Origin of the sequence: Vreelandella venusta (assembly GCF_015689495.1) — a bacterium.
Classification (GTDB): Bacteria; Pseudomonadota; Gammaproteobacteria; order Pseudomonadales; family Halomonadaceae; genus Vreelandella; species Vreelandella venusta.
On sequence record NZ_CP065135.1, the window covers coordinates 415,290 to 431,232 of the forward strand.

Sequence of the window (15,943 nt, forward strand, 5' to 3'; positions counted from 1 at the left end):
GTTGCCTTATCACTGTTCATCGAACAGTCGCTCTTTAACAATGTATATCATGCTGACATAAACGTTTTAAAACGTTTATACGTAATTGTTTTGTGATACGTCTCAAGCGTATCCGGCAATCGTTATCATTGCGAGACACCAGACTCCTTCGGGTTATAGGGTCAAGCAATGAAGCGCACACGGTGGATGCCTAGGCAGCCAGAGGCGATGAAAGACGTGGAAGCCTGCGATAAGGCTCGGCGAGGTGGCAAACAACCTGTGACCCGGGCATCTCTGAATGGGGAAACCCACTCATCATAAGATGAGTATCTTGCGCTGAATATATAGGCGTAAGAGGCGAACCAGGGGAACTGAAACATCTAAGTACCCTGAGGAAAAGAAATCAACCGAGATTCCCCTAGTAGCGGCGAGCGAACGGGGACCAGCCCTTAAGCATGTGACTGATTAGACGAATGCGCTGGGAAGCGCGGCCGTAGTGGGTGATAGCCCCGTAGTCGAAAATCTGATCATGTGAAATCGAGTAGGTCGGGGCACGAGAAACCTTGACTGAAGACGGGGGGACCATCCTCCAAGGCTAAATACTCCTGGCTGACCGATAGTGAACCAGTACCGTGAGGGAAAGGCGAAAAGAACCCCGGAGAGGGGAGTGAAATAGACCCTGAAACCGTGTGCGTACAAGCAGTAGGAGCAGACTTGTTCTGTGACTGCGTACCTTTTGTATAATGGGTCAGCGACTTATATTCAGTGGCGAGGTTAACCGTTTAGGGGAGCCGTAGGGAAACCGAGTCTTAACTGGGCGACACAGTCGCTGGATATAGACCCGAAACCGAGCGATCTATCCATGAGCAGGGTGAAGGTTGAGTAACATCAACTGGAGGCCCGAACCAGGATCTGTTGAAAAAGATTTGGATGACTTGTGGATCGGAGTGAAAGGCTAATCAAGCTCGGAGATAGCTGGTTCTCCTCGAAAGCTATTTAGGTAGCGCCTCACGTATCACCGCCGGGGGTAGAGCACTGTTTCGGCTAGGGGGTCATCCCGACTTACCAACCCGAGGCAAACTCCGAATACCGGTGAGTGCAAGCGTGGGAGACACACGGCGGGTGCTAACGTCCGTCGTGAAAAGGGAAACAACCCAGACCGTCAGCTAAGGTCCCGAAATCCTGGTTAAGTGGGAAACGATGTGGGAAGGCTCAGACAGCTAGGAGGTTGGCTTAGAAGCAGCCATCCTTTAAAGAAAGCGTAATAGCTCACTAGTCGAGTCGGCCTGCGCGGAAGATGTAACGGGGCTAAACCAGGTACCGAAGCTACGGGTTCACACTATGTGTGAGCGGTAGAGGAGCGTCGTGTAAGCCGATGAAGGTGAATTGAGAAGTTCGCTGGAGGTATCACGAGTGCGAATGCTGACATGAGTAACGATAAGGGGAGTGAAAAACTCCCCCGCCGGAAGACCAAGGGTTTCTGTTCGACGCTAATCGGAGCAGAGTGAGTCGGCCCCTAAGGCGAGGCCGAAAGGCGTAGTCGATGGGAAACGGGTCAATATTCCCGTACCGGACATGATTGCGATGGGGGGACGGAGAAGGCTAGGTGAGCCAGGCGTTGGTTGTCCTGGTGAAAGTGAGTAGGCTTGGGTCTTAGGTAAATCCGGGACCCTTCAAGGCCGAGACACGAAACGAACTGACTACGGTCAGGAAGTCATTGATGCCACGCTTCCAGGAAAAGCCTCTAAGCTTCAGATCATGTGCGACCGTACCCCAAACCGACACAGGTGGTCAGGGTGAGAATCCCAAGGCGCTTGAGAGAACTCGGGTGAAGGAACTAGGCAAAATGGTGCCGTAACTTCGGGAGAAGGCACGCCGGCGTAGGGTGATGAGACTTGCTCTCTAAGCCCGAACCGGTCGAAGATACCAGGTGGCTGCAACTGTTTAGTAAAAACACAGCACTCTGCTAACGCGCAAGCGGACGTATAGGGTGTGACGCCTGCCCGGTGCCGGAAGGTTAAATGATGGTGTTAGGATTCGTCCGAAGCTCTTGATTGAAGCCCCGGTAAACGGCGGCCGTAACTATAACGGTCCTAAGGTAGCGAAATTCCTTGTCGGGTAAGTTCCGACCTGCACGAATGGCGTAATGATGGCCACGCTGTCTCCACCCGAGACTCAGTGAAATTGAAATCGCCGTGAAGATGCGGTGTACCCGCGGCTAGACGGAAAGACCCCGTGAACCTTTACTATAGCTTCACACTGGACGCTGATGTTGCCTGTGTAGGATAGCTGGGAGGCTTTGAATCTCGGACGCCAGTTCGAGGGGAGCCAACCTTGAAATACCAGCCTGGCATCATTGGCGTTCTCACTCAGGTCCGTTATCCGGATCGAGGACAGTGTGTGGTGGGTAGTTTGACTGGGGCGGTCTCCTCCCAAAGAGTAACGGAGGAGCACGAAGGTACCCTCAGCACGGTCGGACATCGTGCAATGAGTGCAAGAGCATAAGGGTGCTTGACTGCGAGACAGACACGTCGAGCAGGTGCGAAAGCAGGTTCTAGTGATCCGGTGGTTCTGTATGGAAGGGCCATCGCTCAACGGATAAAAGGTACTCCGGGGATAACAGGCTGATACCGCCCAAGAGTTCACATCGACGGCGGTGTTTGGCACCTCGATGTCGGCTCATCACATCCTGGGGCTGAAGTCGGTCCCAAGGGTATGGCTGTTCGCCATTTAAAGTGGTACGCGAGCTGGGTTTAGAACGTCGTGAGACAGTTCGGTCCCTATCTGCCGTGGGCGTTGGATGTTTGAGAAGGGCTGCTCCTAGTACGAGAGGACCGGAGTGGACGCACCTCTGGTGTTCCGGTTGTCACGCCAGTGGCATTGCCGGGTAGCTATGTGCGGACGGGATAACCGCTGAAAGCATCTAAGCGGGAAGCCCCCTTCAAGATGAGACATCCCTGAGGCCTAGAGCCTCCTGAAGGGCCCAGCGAGACCAGCTGGTTGATAGGCACGGTGTGGAAGCGCTGCAAGGCGTTGAGCTAACGTGTACTAATGGCCCGTGAGGCTTGACCCTATAACACCCAAGGGGTCTGGTCGCAGTGATAACGAAAACCGGATACGCGCTTCCTGTCGGTGACAGGAAACGAGAGACGCCACAAAACACCTCAGCATGATATGCATTACAAGTTACGCCTGACGACCATAGCACGCGTGAACCACCTGATCCCATGCCGAACTCAGAAGTGAAACCGCTTAGCGCCGATGGTAGTGTGGGGTCTCCCCATGCGAGAGTAGGTCATCGTCAGGCACTTATTTAACAAAGAACCCAGCCAACCGGCTGGGTTTTTTGTTTGCGCGGAAGAAAATCGTTCCCAAGCCTCCGCACCGTCATTCCCGAGTGGGGTGATCGGGAATCCACCTTGTCCTTGTCCTGCAGCAGCCCGAAACCCCAGCCCAACATGGATTCCCGCTAAGGGCCTGCGGGAATGACAAGGGCGGCGCGGAGAAGTGCATAGAACTTCCTTAAAGCAACCGTTTTAATAAATTAAATAACAAGGAGTTACTGGTCCGTGGTGGCGTAAGTGCTACCTAGCAACTAGTATGAGCAAGTACCTATCATTCAAGCAGCATCTCAGGAGGAGAAGCGATATGAGTACCCCGTTGATGAAGAAGCTTGCAGTTGCGCTACTGATGGCCATGATGATGGGTGGCCTAGCTGCCTGTGATAATCAGGGGCCTGCTGAAGAAGCTGGTGAAAACATTGATGAGAGCATGGAAGATGCGGGCGAAAGCCTAGAAGAGATGGGCGAGAATATTGAAGAGTCTGCTGAGGAGTAAACGAGCGCCTCTCCACCGCGTATCGGTAGCGTATCGTTACGTTACCGATACAAAAACAGCCGCTAAAAAGCGGCTGTTTTGCGTTCTAAGGCAGTTATGCTACTTATCAGATGCGTACATACTGGCTGCCTTTAATGGCTATGAGCTTGGGTTTTGCTCAATACCTTGTAGGTACCAGGGCGCTTGGTCGCGCAGACTACGCGTTAGGTGCCATGTTTCGTTGAACTCAGTTTGCTCACTGTTCTCTTCCAAAATACCGTGGAAAATAACGCTGACTTCGGCATGGGCATCGTACTCTTTGATATCACCTAGTTCAGCAAACAGGCGCACCACCTCGGTACGGTTGTTGGCAGGCTGCTCAGCACGCTCCTGGCGCAGTAGATTATAGAGTTCCGGCGTGACGTACTCTTGGATTTGGCTAAAGTCGTTATTATCCCAAGCGCGCTGGAGCTTCATGAAGTGCTCTTTGGCACTGCCCAAAAAACGCTCTTTATCGAACCAGGCCGGCGTGCTTTGTAAGCTGCTCGCCAAACTGCCAGGTGCTGCGGTAAAGCTGCTCGGTGTGTGCTGAGTCTCCTGGCGTTCACGTTGATAGCCTGCCGCCGTGGCTGATGCTGGCCGTCGCTGTTGCATAAAGGCGCGGAAAGCGAAGATTGCTAAGGCAACAATTCCAGCCATTAGCAGTATGTCCATAAGGCGCAGCTCATCAAACGCGCCGCCGAAGAAGAGGGCGGCCAGCAAGCCACCGGCGAGTAAGCCTCCCATCATTCCGCCCATGCCGCCACGACGAGGAGTGGTCGCCGCGCCTGCGCTCTGTTGCTGGGTGCCCTGTGTCTGCTGTTGTGTTGGAGTGCTGGCGGGCTTATCCGCCGAGCGAGAAACACTACCCATACTGCTACCGCCGCCTAAGCGTCGCGCTTCGGCATAGTCAACGGCGGCACTTATGCCCATCACGCTGACCAGGAACATGGCAAACAACTGTCGTAACATTTTTATTCTCCATGAGAGATGCAGAAAGTAAGGTGATCCACCTCGGGAGAGGCGTATCGGGAATAAGCAGTGATAAGTTTACCGTGTAAGTGGGGAAACGGGTTAAGGTGTTGTTGTGTATAAAGACAAAAAGAGGTTAAGAAAGTGCGCTTACATCAAGCTCAAAGTTTGTTACTCATTGTCGACTTTCAAGCGGGGCTCTTGCCCGTGATTGATGGAGGCCAATCAGCGATTGAAGAAGCTGCTTGGTTGGCTGGTGTTGCTAATGCAGTAAACGTCCCTGTTTGGCTAACTGAGCAGTATCCAGAGAGGCTCGGTGGTACTGCTCCAGCGTTATTAAATGCACTCGGCGATCATCGCATTTGGCAAAAGCATCATTTCAGCGCAATGGAAGAGGCTGCGTTTGCTGAAGCACTTGCCGAACATGGGGCCAAACAAGTGATTCTTTGCGGCACGGAAGCTCATATCTGCGTTTTGCAAAGTGCGCTTGGCTTGTTAGAAGCGGGGTATCAAGTGTTTTGGCTGAGCGAAGCGACGGCGAGCCGTCGCAGTGATGAGGCCCGCCTTGCTCGGGAGCGCGCTTGTGCTAACGGAGCGGTGGCGGTGACAGCAGACATGGTGGCCTATGAATGGCTATATCGCTGTGATACGCCACTGTTCAAAGATGTCCATCAACGCTTTCTAAAACCGCGCTCGGCGCGCGCTGTGACTTTCTTCTAATGAGTGCGTTTATTGACGAGCATTTTCGTTACGGGTGAACACTAAGGTGTCACCTTGAGAGGCCGCAGGATCAAACCGATACCCAGCCACGTCAAAAGCAGTGAGTTGCTCGGGATCGTTGATTTGTTGTTGGATAATCCATGCGCTCATCAAGCCGCGGGCTTTTTTTGCATAAAAACTAATGATTTTGAACGAGCCGTTTTTCTCATCTTTGAAAACGGGGGTGATGATCCGAGCGGCTAGCTTTTTCGTATCGATCGCCTTGAAGTATTCGTTAGAGGCAAGGTTGACCAGTACGTTTGAGCCACTTTCTGCAATGGCGTTATTAAGCGCTTGCGTTAACGTTGGCTTCCAGTAAGCGTAAAGGTCCTTGCCAGCGTCGTTGGGCAGTTTGGTGCCCATCTCCAGCCGATAGGCCTGGATTAGGTCCAGTGGACGCAGCAAGCCGTATAGCCCCGATAGAATGCGTAGGTGTTGCTGAGCAAAAAGGTTGTCGTCATCGCTAAAGGTGTTGGCTTCTAACCCTGTGTAGACATCTCCTTGGAAAGCCTGAACCGCTGGCTTGGCATTATCCAAGGTAAACGGCGGTTGCCAGTCAGCGAAGCGTGCAGCGTTAAGGCCCGCCAATTTATCGCTGATGCCCATTAAATCGCTGAGTTGTTGTGGTGAATAATCGCGCAGAATCTCAATTAATGGTTGGCTATGGTCGAGAAAGTCGGGCTGGGTGACCTTATCGGTTGTTGAGGGTGTTTCAAAGTCTAGCGTTTTGGCGGGGGAAATAACGCTCAGCATGGCGTGCTCCTTATGCCGTGACAGAAAAGAGGAAGAAGTGACTGATGCGATTATACCAAGCCTCGGCGATGGCCGAGGCTATCGGTTTGATAGTGAAAACGTGATTAGGGGCAGGGGTTAGGCATCCGACGATGGATGTCGTCGATCGCGGTGAGCACTTCTTCATCCAGCTTAAGGCTCTCGCTGTCGAGGTTGCTTTCAAGCTGATCCATCGTGGTGGCGCCAATAATATTGCTGGTCAGGAAATGGCGAGAGTTTACAAATGCCAGCGCCATTTGGGCAGGATCCAAGTCATGCGCCCTGGCCAGTTGAACGTAGGCCCGCGTTGCCGCTTCTGCTTCTGGCGAGGTATAGCGTTTAAACCGCTCATAAAGCGTCAAGCGCCCTTTCGGCGGCTGCGCACCATCGAGGTACTTACCCGACAGCACACCAAAGCCCAGTGGCGAGTAAGCAAGTAAGCCCACGTCTTCACGGTGAGCGATCTCAGCGAGGCCGACTTCAAACGAGCGGTTAAGCAAGTTATAGGGGTTTTGAATAGATGCGACCCGTGGCAGCCCCAACTGCTCAGATAACTGCAGCATGCGCATAACTCCCCATGGCGTTTCATTAGAAAGGCCAATGGCGCGCACTTTTCCAGCATCAACAAGTTCTTTTAGTGCTGACAGTGTTTCTTCTAGCGGCGTTGCGTCTTCTTGCTCTTCATGGGTATAACCCAGCTGGCCAAAAAAGTTGGTTTTTCGGTCTGGCCAGTGCAATTGGTAGAGATCGATATAGTCAGTGTTGAGACGTGCAAGGCTGGTTTCAACAGCTTGATGTAGATGGTCGCGAGTCATTCTTGGACCACCACGAATATGGTCTAAGCCAGGGCCAGCGGCTTTGGTAGCAATAATGACATCGTCTCTGGCACTGCGGGCTTTCAGCCAACTGCCAATATAAGACTCTGTAAGCCCTTGCGTTTCAGCCTTTGGTGGAACCGGGTACATTTCAGCGGTATCAATAAAATTGATGCCAAAAGCGACAGCGCGATCAAGCTGCTCGTGGGCTTCTGATTCACTATTTTGTTCGCCGAAGGTCATGGTGCCTAAGCAAAGTCGGCTGACCTCCATCCCGGTTCTACCCAGTGGGCGCGTTTGCATTATCGTCTCCTCAATGAAGCGAAATTGCCTCAGGATATTCGGTGATAAACGCCGTAAATAACGGCGCGTGACAGGCATGTTAGCGAGGCGCTACAAAAGCAGCAAATCAATAGGGTTGAGTAAGCGCAAAGGCAGGCGTATGCTTGCCAGCCCATCGACCAGCCTAGCGCTGGTTAATCGTATGGTTAGCGGTCAGATCGTAGCAGTGATGGCTAGCCGAGGATCTCAACAGATAGGCAGGGTGGTTTGCCATGCCGCAGGCATCAACTTTGTTTACCCGGTTAGAGTTTCGCCTAGCCGAACAGCTGTTTCATACTCGCTGGTTATTGCCGCGTTCACCGCGCACCCAGCGGCTGACGATGCGCTTGTTTAAACGCTGTGCAGAAGCGGGGCATCCGGACGCGCAGTCGATCTACGGCCACATGCTGTTTCATCGCAGCTTGTCGCCGCAGGATAAGGCGCGTGGCGCACGTTATGTGCTAGAAGCGGCTCAGGCTGGCGATATAAGATCACAGTATCAAGCAGCGCAAATTCATGAGCATGGGTGTGTTCAGTATCCGCGGCGCGAGGATTACGCGGTAACGTGGTATGCCCGAGCTGCTCAGTCAGGCCATTATTTGGCCGCAGAGCGATTAGCGCGCGCCTATCGGCTAGGTGAGCTAGGCTTGGCTGTAGACGGCGAGCAAGCGGCCTACTGGCAACGCTTGGCTGATCGTCAGTCAACGACGGAAATGGCGGCCGCCTAGAAGAAAGTCAGTGGTTTGGCCGCTGAGATCAGTGAATGAGGAAATCAGTGTCCGAGACGCTACCGACAGTGCTAGATATTGAAGCGTCCGGATTTGGGCGCGGCAGCTATCCTATTGAAGTTGGCATTGCGCGTGCTGACGGAAGCTGCTGCGCGTTTCTCATTCAGCCGTTGGCGGAGTGGACGCATTGGGACTCCAAAGCTGAACTTTTACACGGAATCTCCCGAGCTCGGTTACAGCGAGAAGGCTACCCTGTACGTCAAGTGGCGCAGTGGCTAAACGACGAACTGCGTGAGATAGGCAAGGCTTATAGTGATAGCTGGGGATACGATAACACCTGGTTGTCGCTGCTGTTTCACCATGCGGGAATGCTGCCGCGTTTCCGTTTAGAAGCATTGCGGATTTTGCTCAGCGAAGAGCAGCAAGCTCTGTGGAGCAACACAAAGGAAGCTGTTATCGCCGAGCGTGGTATACACCGTCACCGCGCGGGCGAGGATGCTCGTCTGTTACAGCTCACTTATCAGCGTACCTATCTACTAGCTGAAGGCACTAAACGCTGATACCGGGAGTGTTCTTAGGACGGGCCATCAGTGCTGGTTGTAAACGCTACTCTTAATGACTGCCCTTAATCACTGCCCTTAATCACTCTATCTCTTTAACACTATCGGCTTACGCTGAGCCAAGCTGTGTTTCTAATGCAGCCAGTAGTTGGTTGGGCGTAGGCGCATCCATCAACATATCGCGTGTTGTTTGGGCTAAAAAACCGTGGCTGACGGTACTATCCAAAAAGGTAAGCAGTGGGGCATAAAAGCCATCGGTATCGAGTAGACCCATGGGCTTTTCGTGAAGTCCTAAATAGCCCCAGGTCCAGATTTCAAACAGCTCTTCAAAGGTGCCTATGCCGCCAGGTAGGGCAATAAAGGCATCAGCATTGGCGGCCATGGTCGCTTTGCGCTCATGCATATTTGGCACGCGTATCAGCTCAGTCAAGCCAAAGTGTGCCTGCTCGCGATCAACAAGGTGATCGGGCATCACGCCGATCACTTTACCGCCTGCCTCTAGCGCCGCATTGGCGAGCGCCCCCATCAAACCAATACGTGCACCGCCATAAACTAGCGTGTGCCCGTGGTCGGCAATGGCGGTGCCAAGTGCGTTGGCGGCCTGGCGAAAAGCGGGGGTGTTCCCTTCACGCGAGCCGAGATATACACAAATTCGTGCCATGGTAAGCGTCCTTATGACAGGTCAGCTGCTGATAAATGGGTGGTGAGTTATCAAGCCATGAATGTGCCCGTTAGCGTAGGCAGCGCTGAACGTTGTAGTGCTCATCCATCCATTGCCCGATCACGTTATTACCGCATAAATGGTGGGCATACTGAGTGTGCAAGCAGCGTACCTGTTGCCAGTTGCTAATGCCGCCCACACCTCGTTCGGTGAGAACATCGCTATAGCCAAGCTTAGCGACTTCATCGCGTTGGGCATCGCTCATATACGCCCAACGTGCCTTAACGTAATCGTGATGGCTTTGTTGGTAAGCATCCAGAAACTCAGGCTCTTCCTGAAGGCGCTGCTCCAGCGACTTAATGACACCTACGGCTTCAATTCGTGAGATCTCAATTTTGAGTAGGTCGGAGCATAGCCAGTAAAGGGTGGGAAACGGTTTGCCATCGACAATTGGCGCCATACGCAGCACCAGCGGAGTGCCGTGGGCATCGGTAGCCGCAACGGCTTCAATACCGCGAGGAGCACGCCCGAGCTGTTGCGTGATAATAGCTAGCTGGCGCTCATCGGGCGCTTGGTCGGTACGGATTACCATTGCGTTGATGTCTCACTTTCGGTCATCTTGAATAAACTTATTTGAGCGACCAACGGCGCGGAAAAAACAGCGATTAAGCTGTTCAGGTGTGGCGACATAGCACCACTTCTCTTCGCAATATTCTGCGGCTCGCGCCATTAATACATCGTAAAGTCGATTGAACGGGGCATCATAATCGTAAGGGTCTGCGCCGAACAAGCGGATATGCGGGTAGTCAGCAAAGCGCTCCATAAAATAGCGCTCAAGGTCGGCTTCAACGGCGCGATGCTGCGCCGTATTATCCGGATCGATCCAAAGATTATAACGGATTGCCATGGGAATTTCCCTGGGCCCCACCGAGCGGAGGGGAGTGAATTAAGCTGGCGTTGGCGCGCTGTGTAAGTGTGCGGATAGCGCATCACGCAAGTCACCTTCAATAGGTACCGCACGTTTTTCTTGATGGTCGTATTGCACCAGTACGGTATGCCCCACATTAGTCAGCGTGCCATCTTGGCGCGCCTCCTGAGTCACTGTAAACGAGCTGGTACCTAAACGTGTCAAATAGGTACGTAATTCGATGTCGTGGCCGTAGAACAGTTCAGCACGGTAATCAACTTCCATTCGCGCCATAATCAAACGCCACTGTTTAGGGTTGAGGTCTGGCGTAAACAGCCTGAATAAATCGTTACGTGCTAGCTCAAACCAAGCTGGCAGACGGGTATTATTAATATGGCCTAGTGCATCGGTATCGTAAAAAGCTGGCTCAATCATACGGGTGAACATCAGGAGATCCTTATTAGTTGTCAGCAATTCAGGCTAACCAGAATTACCCCTAGCGAGCGCTTGGTCAAGTGGCGCGACGTTGATACCAGGCGGTGAACTGCATCCAGCCAAGTAGCCACAGTGTGGCGGTTGCAAACCCCGCTAATGTTCCCCAGAAAAGGCCTAACGTGCTGTAAGTTAAAGAAACGCATAGCGTATAGCTCAGCAATGAGCCAAGCCCCATGGGGTAGTGTTTGATCACGGTTGCTGCTGGCGCGAACCCATAGTTTAAATGCAGGATGAGCAGAAAAGGCAGCATGGTGACTGGAAAAGCCGCTAGCGTACCCGCCCAGGCGGGGGGCAACCAATGAGCAAGCCAGGTAATCACAAAAACGATGGCGGTAGCCAAGCATGCTCGCGCGGCAAGTGCGGTAAGTGAAAAGGCACGACTGGCGGGGCTTTTTACATCAGGAATACTGCGAAATAATAGGCTAAATACAACGATAGCGCCGAGTGTGAGCAGCGTACCGCTAAGTCGCGTAAAGTTGAACTGGGCAAGCACAGTGCTAACCGCGAACCATGCAATAAAGCCGCCTGCTAAGCCACCTGCAATGCCTTTGAATCCTGGCTGACGACCTGCCACTACATAGCCTGCGACGAAAGCCATTGTGGCGGTGAAGCCTGCCAGTGTATGTACCGCGCTTTGAGTTGCAAAAAGCGGGGAGATTTCTAAACCAATAAAAAACAGCGCTAACGCGGTGCCTAGTGGGTAACCCGCCAGTAGCCCCGCTATACGGGGGCTGGCACGCACCGCAACGGCGCCAAGCCCGAGCACCATGCCAATTGAGAGGCCTAGTTTTGCCAGTTGCCAAGTGAGAGGAACCTCTATCATGCGGTGTTTTCCTTGTTGTTATCAAATCATAAAGTCGCGGGTGCGCAAACGCCGTTAGTTACACACCTCGTTAGTAGAAATGTTCGCTAGCTATACCAGACGGAGGCCCTGTTGATCGCGCCAAGCGGCCTCTAAGGCATTTTCGAGCGGCACTTTTAAGTGGGGCGGCAATGCATCATGAGCGGCTTGCAGCGAATCAAATGATCGGTTGCGCAGCCAGCAGTAAGCCCAGGCGCAGGCCTCCGCATCACTTTGTGGAGTGGGACGGGCGGGCATTTGGTTGAGTAAAAATACCGCGGTGCGAGGGGCCCAGAGTGGTATTTCACCATGTTCTTCATGGCTCCACTGCTCAAGTGTGGCGCCACTTGGCGTCTCATCGGGTGTGCCCAGTTTTGCAACTCGCGCTGTTTCAGCCAAAATGAGTGCCAGTTGATCTGTATCGGCTTGGCCAAGTGAACGCCACTGCCGCAACAACGCCGATAGTCCCGCGCGCATCTTGGTATAAAAGTCATCTTGCGGCATGCTCAATAGTTACTCCCAAGAACATAAGTGAGATTAATTATGGCGTTTGATTTTGTCACGCCCGTCGAACGACGCTCTCCCGAAGGGAGGTACGCCTCACAAAAATGGCATCGCTATGATGCAAACGTACTGCCGTTGTGGGTGGCAGATATGGATTTTTGCTCACCGCCCGCCGTGATTGAGGCGCTACGTGCCCGGGTGGAGCACGGTGTCTATGGCTATGGCGAGGTGCCCGATACGTTAACCGAAGCCCTCTGCCAGTGGAGCGCCCATCATTACGATTGGTCGATTCAGCCTGATTGGCAGCAGTGGTTGCCTGGGGTTGTGCCCGCGTTGCATTTTGCGGCGATGGCGCTCACCAAGCCTGGTGACGGGGTGCTTACAATTGCCCCTATTTATCCACCTTTCCTGGCCGTTGCAGAGCGCACAGGACGGCTGGCCCAGCAAGCGATGTTAGCTGAGCCAGAGTCCCCTGGCGAGCCTTGGCAGTTGGATATTGACGCGCTAGAAGCCGCGATAACACCGCAAACCCGCCTACTGCTGTGGTGCCACCCGCACAATCCAACAGGGCGTGTATGGAGTGACCAGGAGCTTACCAAGTTGGCCGCCGTCGTTGAGCGGCATGATTTATGGGTGGTCTCTGATGAGTTGCACTGTGATCTACTGCTAGACGAGGGGGCACAACATCGCCCCTTGGCTGCTATGATCCCGGCACTGGCTAAACGCACGATCACGCTATGGGCGCCGTCAAAAACGTTCAACCTTGCGGGGCTGACCAGTGCCTGTGCCATTATCCCTGATGCTGCGCTGCGAAAGCGTTTTGCTGAGGCCACAAAAGGCTTTTTACCTGATGGCAATGTGCTGGGGCTGGTTGCTGCTGAAGCGGCTTATCGCGAAGGTGAACCCTGGCGCCAAGCGCTGTTAGCGGTACTGCGTGATCACCGCGCTACGCTGCAGGCTCGGGTAGCGTTATGGCCGGGAGTGACCATGAGCGAGCCGGAGTCCACTTATCTTGCGTGGCTGGATATGCGCGAGGCGGGGTTAGGCGATTCGCCCGCCAAGGCATTACTGGAAAGGGCGGGCGTAGCGCTGTCTGATGGGGCTGCGTTTGGCTGCCCTGGGTTTGTGCGGCTTAATTTTGGTACTACCGCTTCGCAATTGGAAGCGGCGTTAGCAAGAATGGATGAATTGCTGAAAGCCTGATCAGAACTAATTAATACAACAGAGCAAATAGTTTGCGCCGATAGGTAACGGTTAGCGGGTGGTCGGCACCCAAAGCGTCGAATACTTGCAATAAGGTTTTGCGGGCCGCGTCGTCGTTATAGGCGCGGTCATCTTTCATTAAACCAAGCAGCCCCTCAAGGCCTGTTTCGTATTGGCCATCGGCAACATGGCGCAGTGCACGCTGGTAGCGCGCTTCACTGTCGTTGCGATCACCCAGCGCGGCGACGTCTTCGACAGAAAGAGCCTGCTCGCTAAATTCGATACTGGCTCGCACGCCGCGGGCAGGTGCGGCATCGCGCTCTTCGGGGGGTAAGTTGTCGAGCACACTGCGAGCTTCATCTCCACGCTTTTCAGCCACCAGTGCCCTTGCAAGGCTGATTTGGTAGGCGTAGTGCTCTGGATACTGGCTAATCAGGGTTTGATAAATTTCGCGTGCGCCTGCTGCATCGCCCGCTGCTAATGCCTCTTCGGCTTGATCTTCTGGACTGGGCGGTGCATCGCCTGGGGCTGGGAAGTAGCGGTTTAGCCACTCGCGCACTTCCTTCTCAGGTAGTACGCCTTGGAAACTATCGACCAAGCCTCCTTGGCTAACGAGCTTAACATCGGGGGTCGAGCGAACACCTAACTGGCTAGCGATTTCTGGGTTAGCTTCAACATCCAGCTTGCCAAGCAGGAAGGCGCCCGCGTACTCAACGGCTAACTTTTCTAATACCGATAGCAGAGCGTTGCCGCTGGCGTTGGAAGGTGAATGACAGCCCAGTAGCACTGGCACCTGCATCGATGCTTCAAGTACTTGCTGAATATTGCCAGCGTCAAGCTCAATAATAACTTCTTCAGCTGTCACGGAAGGACGAGCTGTGCCCGCTTCTTCGTTGTTGATATTAGCAGGTTCCGCGGTCAACGGATTGCCGGTACGGGGATCAATAATGGACATGGCTAGGCTCTGCATCGCTTGAAGTGGATTACGTTATGATATGCAGGCAATCGGGGACGGATTCAAGGAAACAGCGGTAAATAAAGTACCTATCACAAAAAGGGCTGCTCAAGAATCGAAATCAGAGTGACTTGTCAGGCGTTTTAAGAACGACCTCTACTGTTGCATTTGCGACGTACCACTTGGTTTGTAAGATGGTTTTGTCGCTATTCGGCGTATTCGTGCCAAAATGCGACTCATGAGTAATGCCACCCCGGCACGAGTGAGTGTTCACTGCAGTAATGGGAAACTAAGAAACGCCAGCGCCACCTATACTAATAAAAAGAAAAACTGATGATCTAAGGTGACGGAGGGTAAATCGATGACATCAGACAAAGCAAAAGACCAGACAGCAAATCTCCATCGTGCGGGTGAACCGCAAACCCTTGGTTTTCTCCTGCTGGATAATTTCACGTTAATTTCCCTAGCTTCAGCCATTGAGCCTTTGCGGATGGCTAATCAATTATCTGGCCGCGAACTATACCGCTGGTACACCCTAACCCAAGACGGTTTGCCGGTGCGTGCCAGTGATGGGTTGCAGGTAACGCCGGATGCTTCTATGCACGCCCCCTTATCGCTAGAGTGGGTCGTTGTGTGCGGAGGAGTGGGGCCTCAGCATAGTGTTACTCGTGAGCATGTGCGTTGGCTTCAGTCGCAGTCGCGTCAACTCAAACGTTTAGGTTCGGTATGTACGGGAAGCTGGGCGCTAGGCCAAGCAGGGCTGCTTGATCACTATGAGACCAGCATCCATTGGGAGTGTTTGGCTTCTATGCAGGAAGCTTTCCCGAATGTCATTCTGACGACCTTTCTGTTTTCGATTGACCGGGATCGATTCACCGCGTCTGGCGGCACAGCACCGCTCGATATGATGCTTAACCTGATTGCTCATGACCATGGACGTGAGCTGTCGGCAGGCATCTCCGAGATGTTTATCTATGAGCGTGTGCGTAACGAGCAGGACCAGCAGCGCGTGCCGCTTAAACATGTGCTGGGCACTACCCAGCCCAAGCTGTTGGAGATCGTCGCTTTGATGGAATCCAACCTTGAGGAACCGATCGAACTCGACGAACTCGCTCGTTATGTCAATGTTTCGCGTCGCCAGTTAGAGCGCCTATTCCAACGCTATCTGCTCTGCTCGCCATCGCGTTATTATCTCAAGCTGCGCTTAGTGCGTGCTAGACAATTGCTTAAGCAAACGCCTTTATCGATTATCGAGATTGCTTCCGTTTGTGGCTTCGTTTCTACGCCCCATTTTTCTAAGTGCTACCGTGAATACTTTGGCGTACCGCCAAGAAATGAGCGCCTCGGGGTGCATGATCGACAAGCAAATAATCACGCCAAGTCGCCACCGCTGATCAAACGGTGGGGGAGCGAGCCCAATGCCAATGAGCCTTTCTCAAGCGCTCAGCAAGCACTTGCATGTGCTCAGGGAGAGCCTACGTTTGCCAGCGTGACGCTGCTGAGCTGATATTGCCTACGCAGCCAACGATGAGAACGTGCTACCCAGCGTCGGGTAGCACGTTTTTTTATATTGCTACCACGCTGCTGCAAATATCAAAAGATCCCAAGTAGCTGTCG

At 53.3% G+C, this 15,943-nt stretch carries 16 protein-coding genes and 2 rRNA genes; 8 read left to right on the plus strand and 10 right to left on the minus strand.

Translation table 11 applies throughout. The features are described 5' to 3' along the window. Positions 1-159: 159 nt before the first annotated feature. The 3 genes from IR195_RS02075 (at position 160) to IR195_RS02085 (ending at position 3,816) form a co-directional block, all read left to right on the plus strand. Positions 160-3,052: ribosomal RNA gene (locus IR195_RS02075) — 23S ribosomal RNA — on the plus strand. Positions 3,053-3,170: 118 nt separating this feature from the next. Beyond that, positions 3,171-3,286: ribosomal RNA gene (rrf, locus tag IR195_RS02080) — 5S ribosomal RNA — on the plus strand. 341 nt (positions 3,287-3,627) lie between these two features. Continuing rightward, positions 3,628-3,816: a hypothetical protein gene (locus tag IR195_RS02085; protein ID WP_120385864.1), complete on the plus strand. Its 189-nt coding sequence runs from the start codon at positions 3,628-3,630 to the stop codon at positions 3,814-3,816. Positions 3,817-3,954: 138 nt separating this feature from the next. Here IR195_RS02085 and IR195_RS02090 read toward each other — a convergent pair whose 3' ends face one another. Then, positions 3,955-4,806: a Tim44 domain-containing protein gene (locus IR195_RS02090; RefSeq protein WP_206048635.1), complete on the minus strand. Its 852-nt coding sequence runs from the start codon at positions 4,804-4,806 to the stop codon at positions 3,955-3,957. Positions 4,807-4,950: 144 nt separating this feature from the next. Between IR195_RS02090 and IR195_RS02095 the strand changes: the two genes are divergently transcribed. Further along, complete coding sequence (locus IR195_RS02095) at positions 4,951-5,526, plus strand: isochorismatase family protein (protein WP_125745205.1); 576 nt, start codon at positions 4,951-4,953, stop codon at positions 5,524-5,526. Positions 5,527-5,535: 9 nt separating this feature from the next. On the opposite strand, the gene yaaA is transcribed toward IR195_RS02095, so the two are convergent. Next, entirely contained in the window at positions 5,536-6,318 is a 783-nt protein-coding gene (gene yaaA, locus IR195_RS02100; RefSeq protein ID WP_206048636.1) for a peroxide stress protein YaaA, read from the minus strand. 104 nt (positions 6,319-6,422) lie between these two features. Further along, positions 6,423-7,454, minus strand: a complete 1,032-nt coding sequence (locus IR195_RS02105; RefSeq protein WP_206048637.1) for an NADP(H)-dependent aldo-keto reductase — start codon at positions 7,452-7,454, stop codon at positions 6,423-6,425. Between the two features lie 251 nt (positions 7,455-7,705). On the opposite strand from IR195_RS02105, the gene IR195_RS02110 reads away from it, so the two are divergent. Together IR195_RS02110 and IR195_RS02115 are read left to right on the plus strand one after the other, a co-directional pair. Continuing rightward, a complete protein-coding gene (locus IR195_RS02110) occupies positions 7,706-8,200 on the plus strand; it encodes a tetratricopeptide repeat protein (RefSeq protein ID WP_038480797.1) in 495 nt (164 codons plus the stop codon). A 47-nt stretch (positions 8,201-8,247) separates the two neighbouring features. Next, a complete protein-coding gene (locus tag IR195_RS02115; RefSeq protein WP_125745211.1) occupies positions 8,248-8,760 on the plus strand; it encodes a hypothetical protein in 513 nt (170 codons plus the stop codon). A 109-nt stretch (positions 8,761-8,869) separates the two neighbouring features. Here the strand turns inward: IR195_RS02115 and IR195_RS02120 are convergent, their stop codons facing one another. The 6 genes from IR195_RS02120 to IR195_RS02145 form a co-directional block, all read right to left on the minus strand. Continuing rightward, complete coding sequence (locus IR195_RS02120; protein WP_146944021.1) at positions 8,870-9,421, minus strand: LOG family protein; 552 nt, start codon at positions 9,419-9,421, stop codon at positions 8,870-8,872. A 70-nt stretch (positions 9,422-9,491) separates the two neighbouring features. Beyond that, positions 9,492-10,013, minus strand: a complete 522-nt coding sequence (locus IR195_RS02125; protein WP_125745215.1) for a DUF501 domain-containing protein — start codon at positions 10,011-10,013, stop codon at positions 9,492-9,494. Positions 10,014-10,025: 12 nt separating this feature from the next. Next, positions 10,026-10,328 (minus strand): hypothetical protein, encoded by a 303-nt coding sequence (locus tag IR195_RS02130; protein ID WP_125745217.1) that lies wholly within the window; start codon positions 10,326-10,328, stop codon positions 10,026-10,028. A gap of 39 nt (positions 10,329-10,367) precedes the next feature. Further along, positions 10,368-10,775 carry an acyl-CoA thioesterase gene (locus IR195_RS02135; protein ID WP_125745219.1) on the minus strand — a complete coding sequence of 136 codons (408 nt, stop codon included), beginning with the start codon at positions 10,773-10,775 and terminating at the stop codon, positions 10,368-10,370. Between the two features lie 64 nt (positions 10,776-10,839). After that, positions 10,840-11,646: a hypothetical protein gene (locus IR195_RS02140; RefSeq protein ID WP_172419735.1), complete on the minus strand. Its 807-nt coding sequence runs from the start codon at positions 11,644-11,646 to the stop codon at positions 10,840-10,842. A 90-nt stretch (positions 11,647-11,736) separates the two neighbouring features. Then, complete coding sequence (locus IR195_RS02145; protein ID WP_083000801.1) at positions 11,737-12,168, minus strand: hypothetical protein; 432 nt, start codon at positions 12,166-12,168, stop codon at positions 11,737-11,739. 39 nt (positions 12,169-12,207) lie between these two features. Between IR195_RS02145 and IR195_RS02150 the strand changes: the two genes are divergently transcribed. Further along, positions 12,208-13,371, plus strand: coding sequence for a MalY/PatB family protein (locus IR195_RS02150; RefSeq protein ID WP_206048638.1), 1,164 nt, complete (start codon positions 12,208-12,210; stop codon positions 13,369-13,371). A gap of 10 nt (positions 13,372-13,381) precedes the next feature. Here the strand turns inward: IR195_RS02150 and IR195_RS02155 are convergent, their stop codons facing one another. Then, the gene (locus tag IR195_RS02155; RefSeq protein WP_206048639.1) at positions 13,382-14,326 is read right to left on the minus strand and encodes a co-chaperone YbbN; all 945 of its coding nucleotides are present in this window, start codon (positions 14,324-14,326) and stop codon (positions 13,382-13,384) included. Between the two features lie 361 nt (positions 14,327-14,687). On the opposite strand from IR195_RS02155, the gene gbdR reads away from it, so the two are divergent. After that, positions 14,688-15,833, plus strand: a complete 1,146-nt coding sequence (gene gbdR / locus IR195_RS02160; RefSeq protein WP_125745227.1) for a choline metabolism transcriptional regulator GbdR — start codon at positions 14,688-14,690, stop codon at positions 15,831-15,833. Positions 15,834-15,943: the final 110 nt, after the last annotated feature.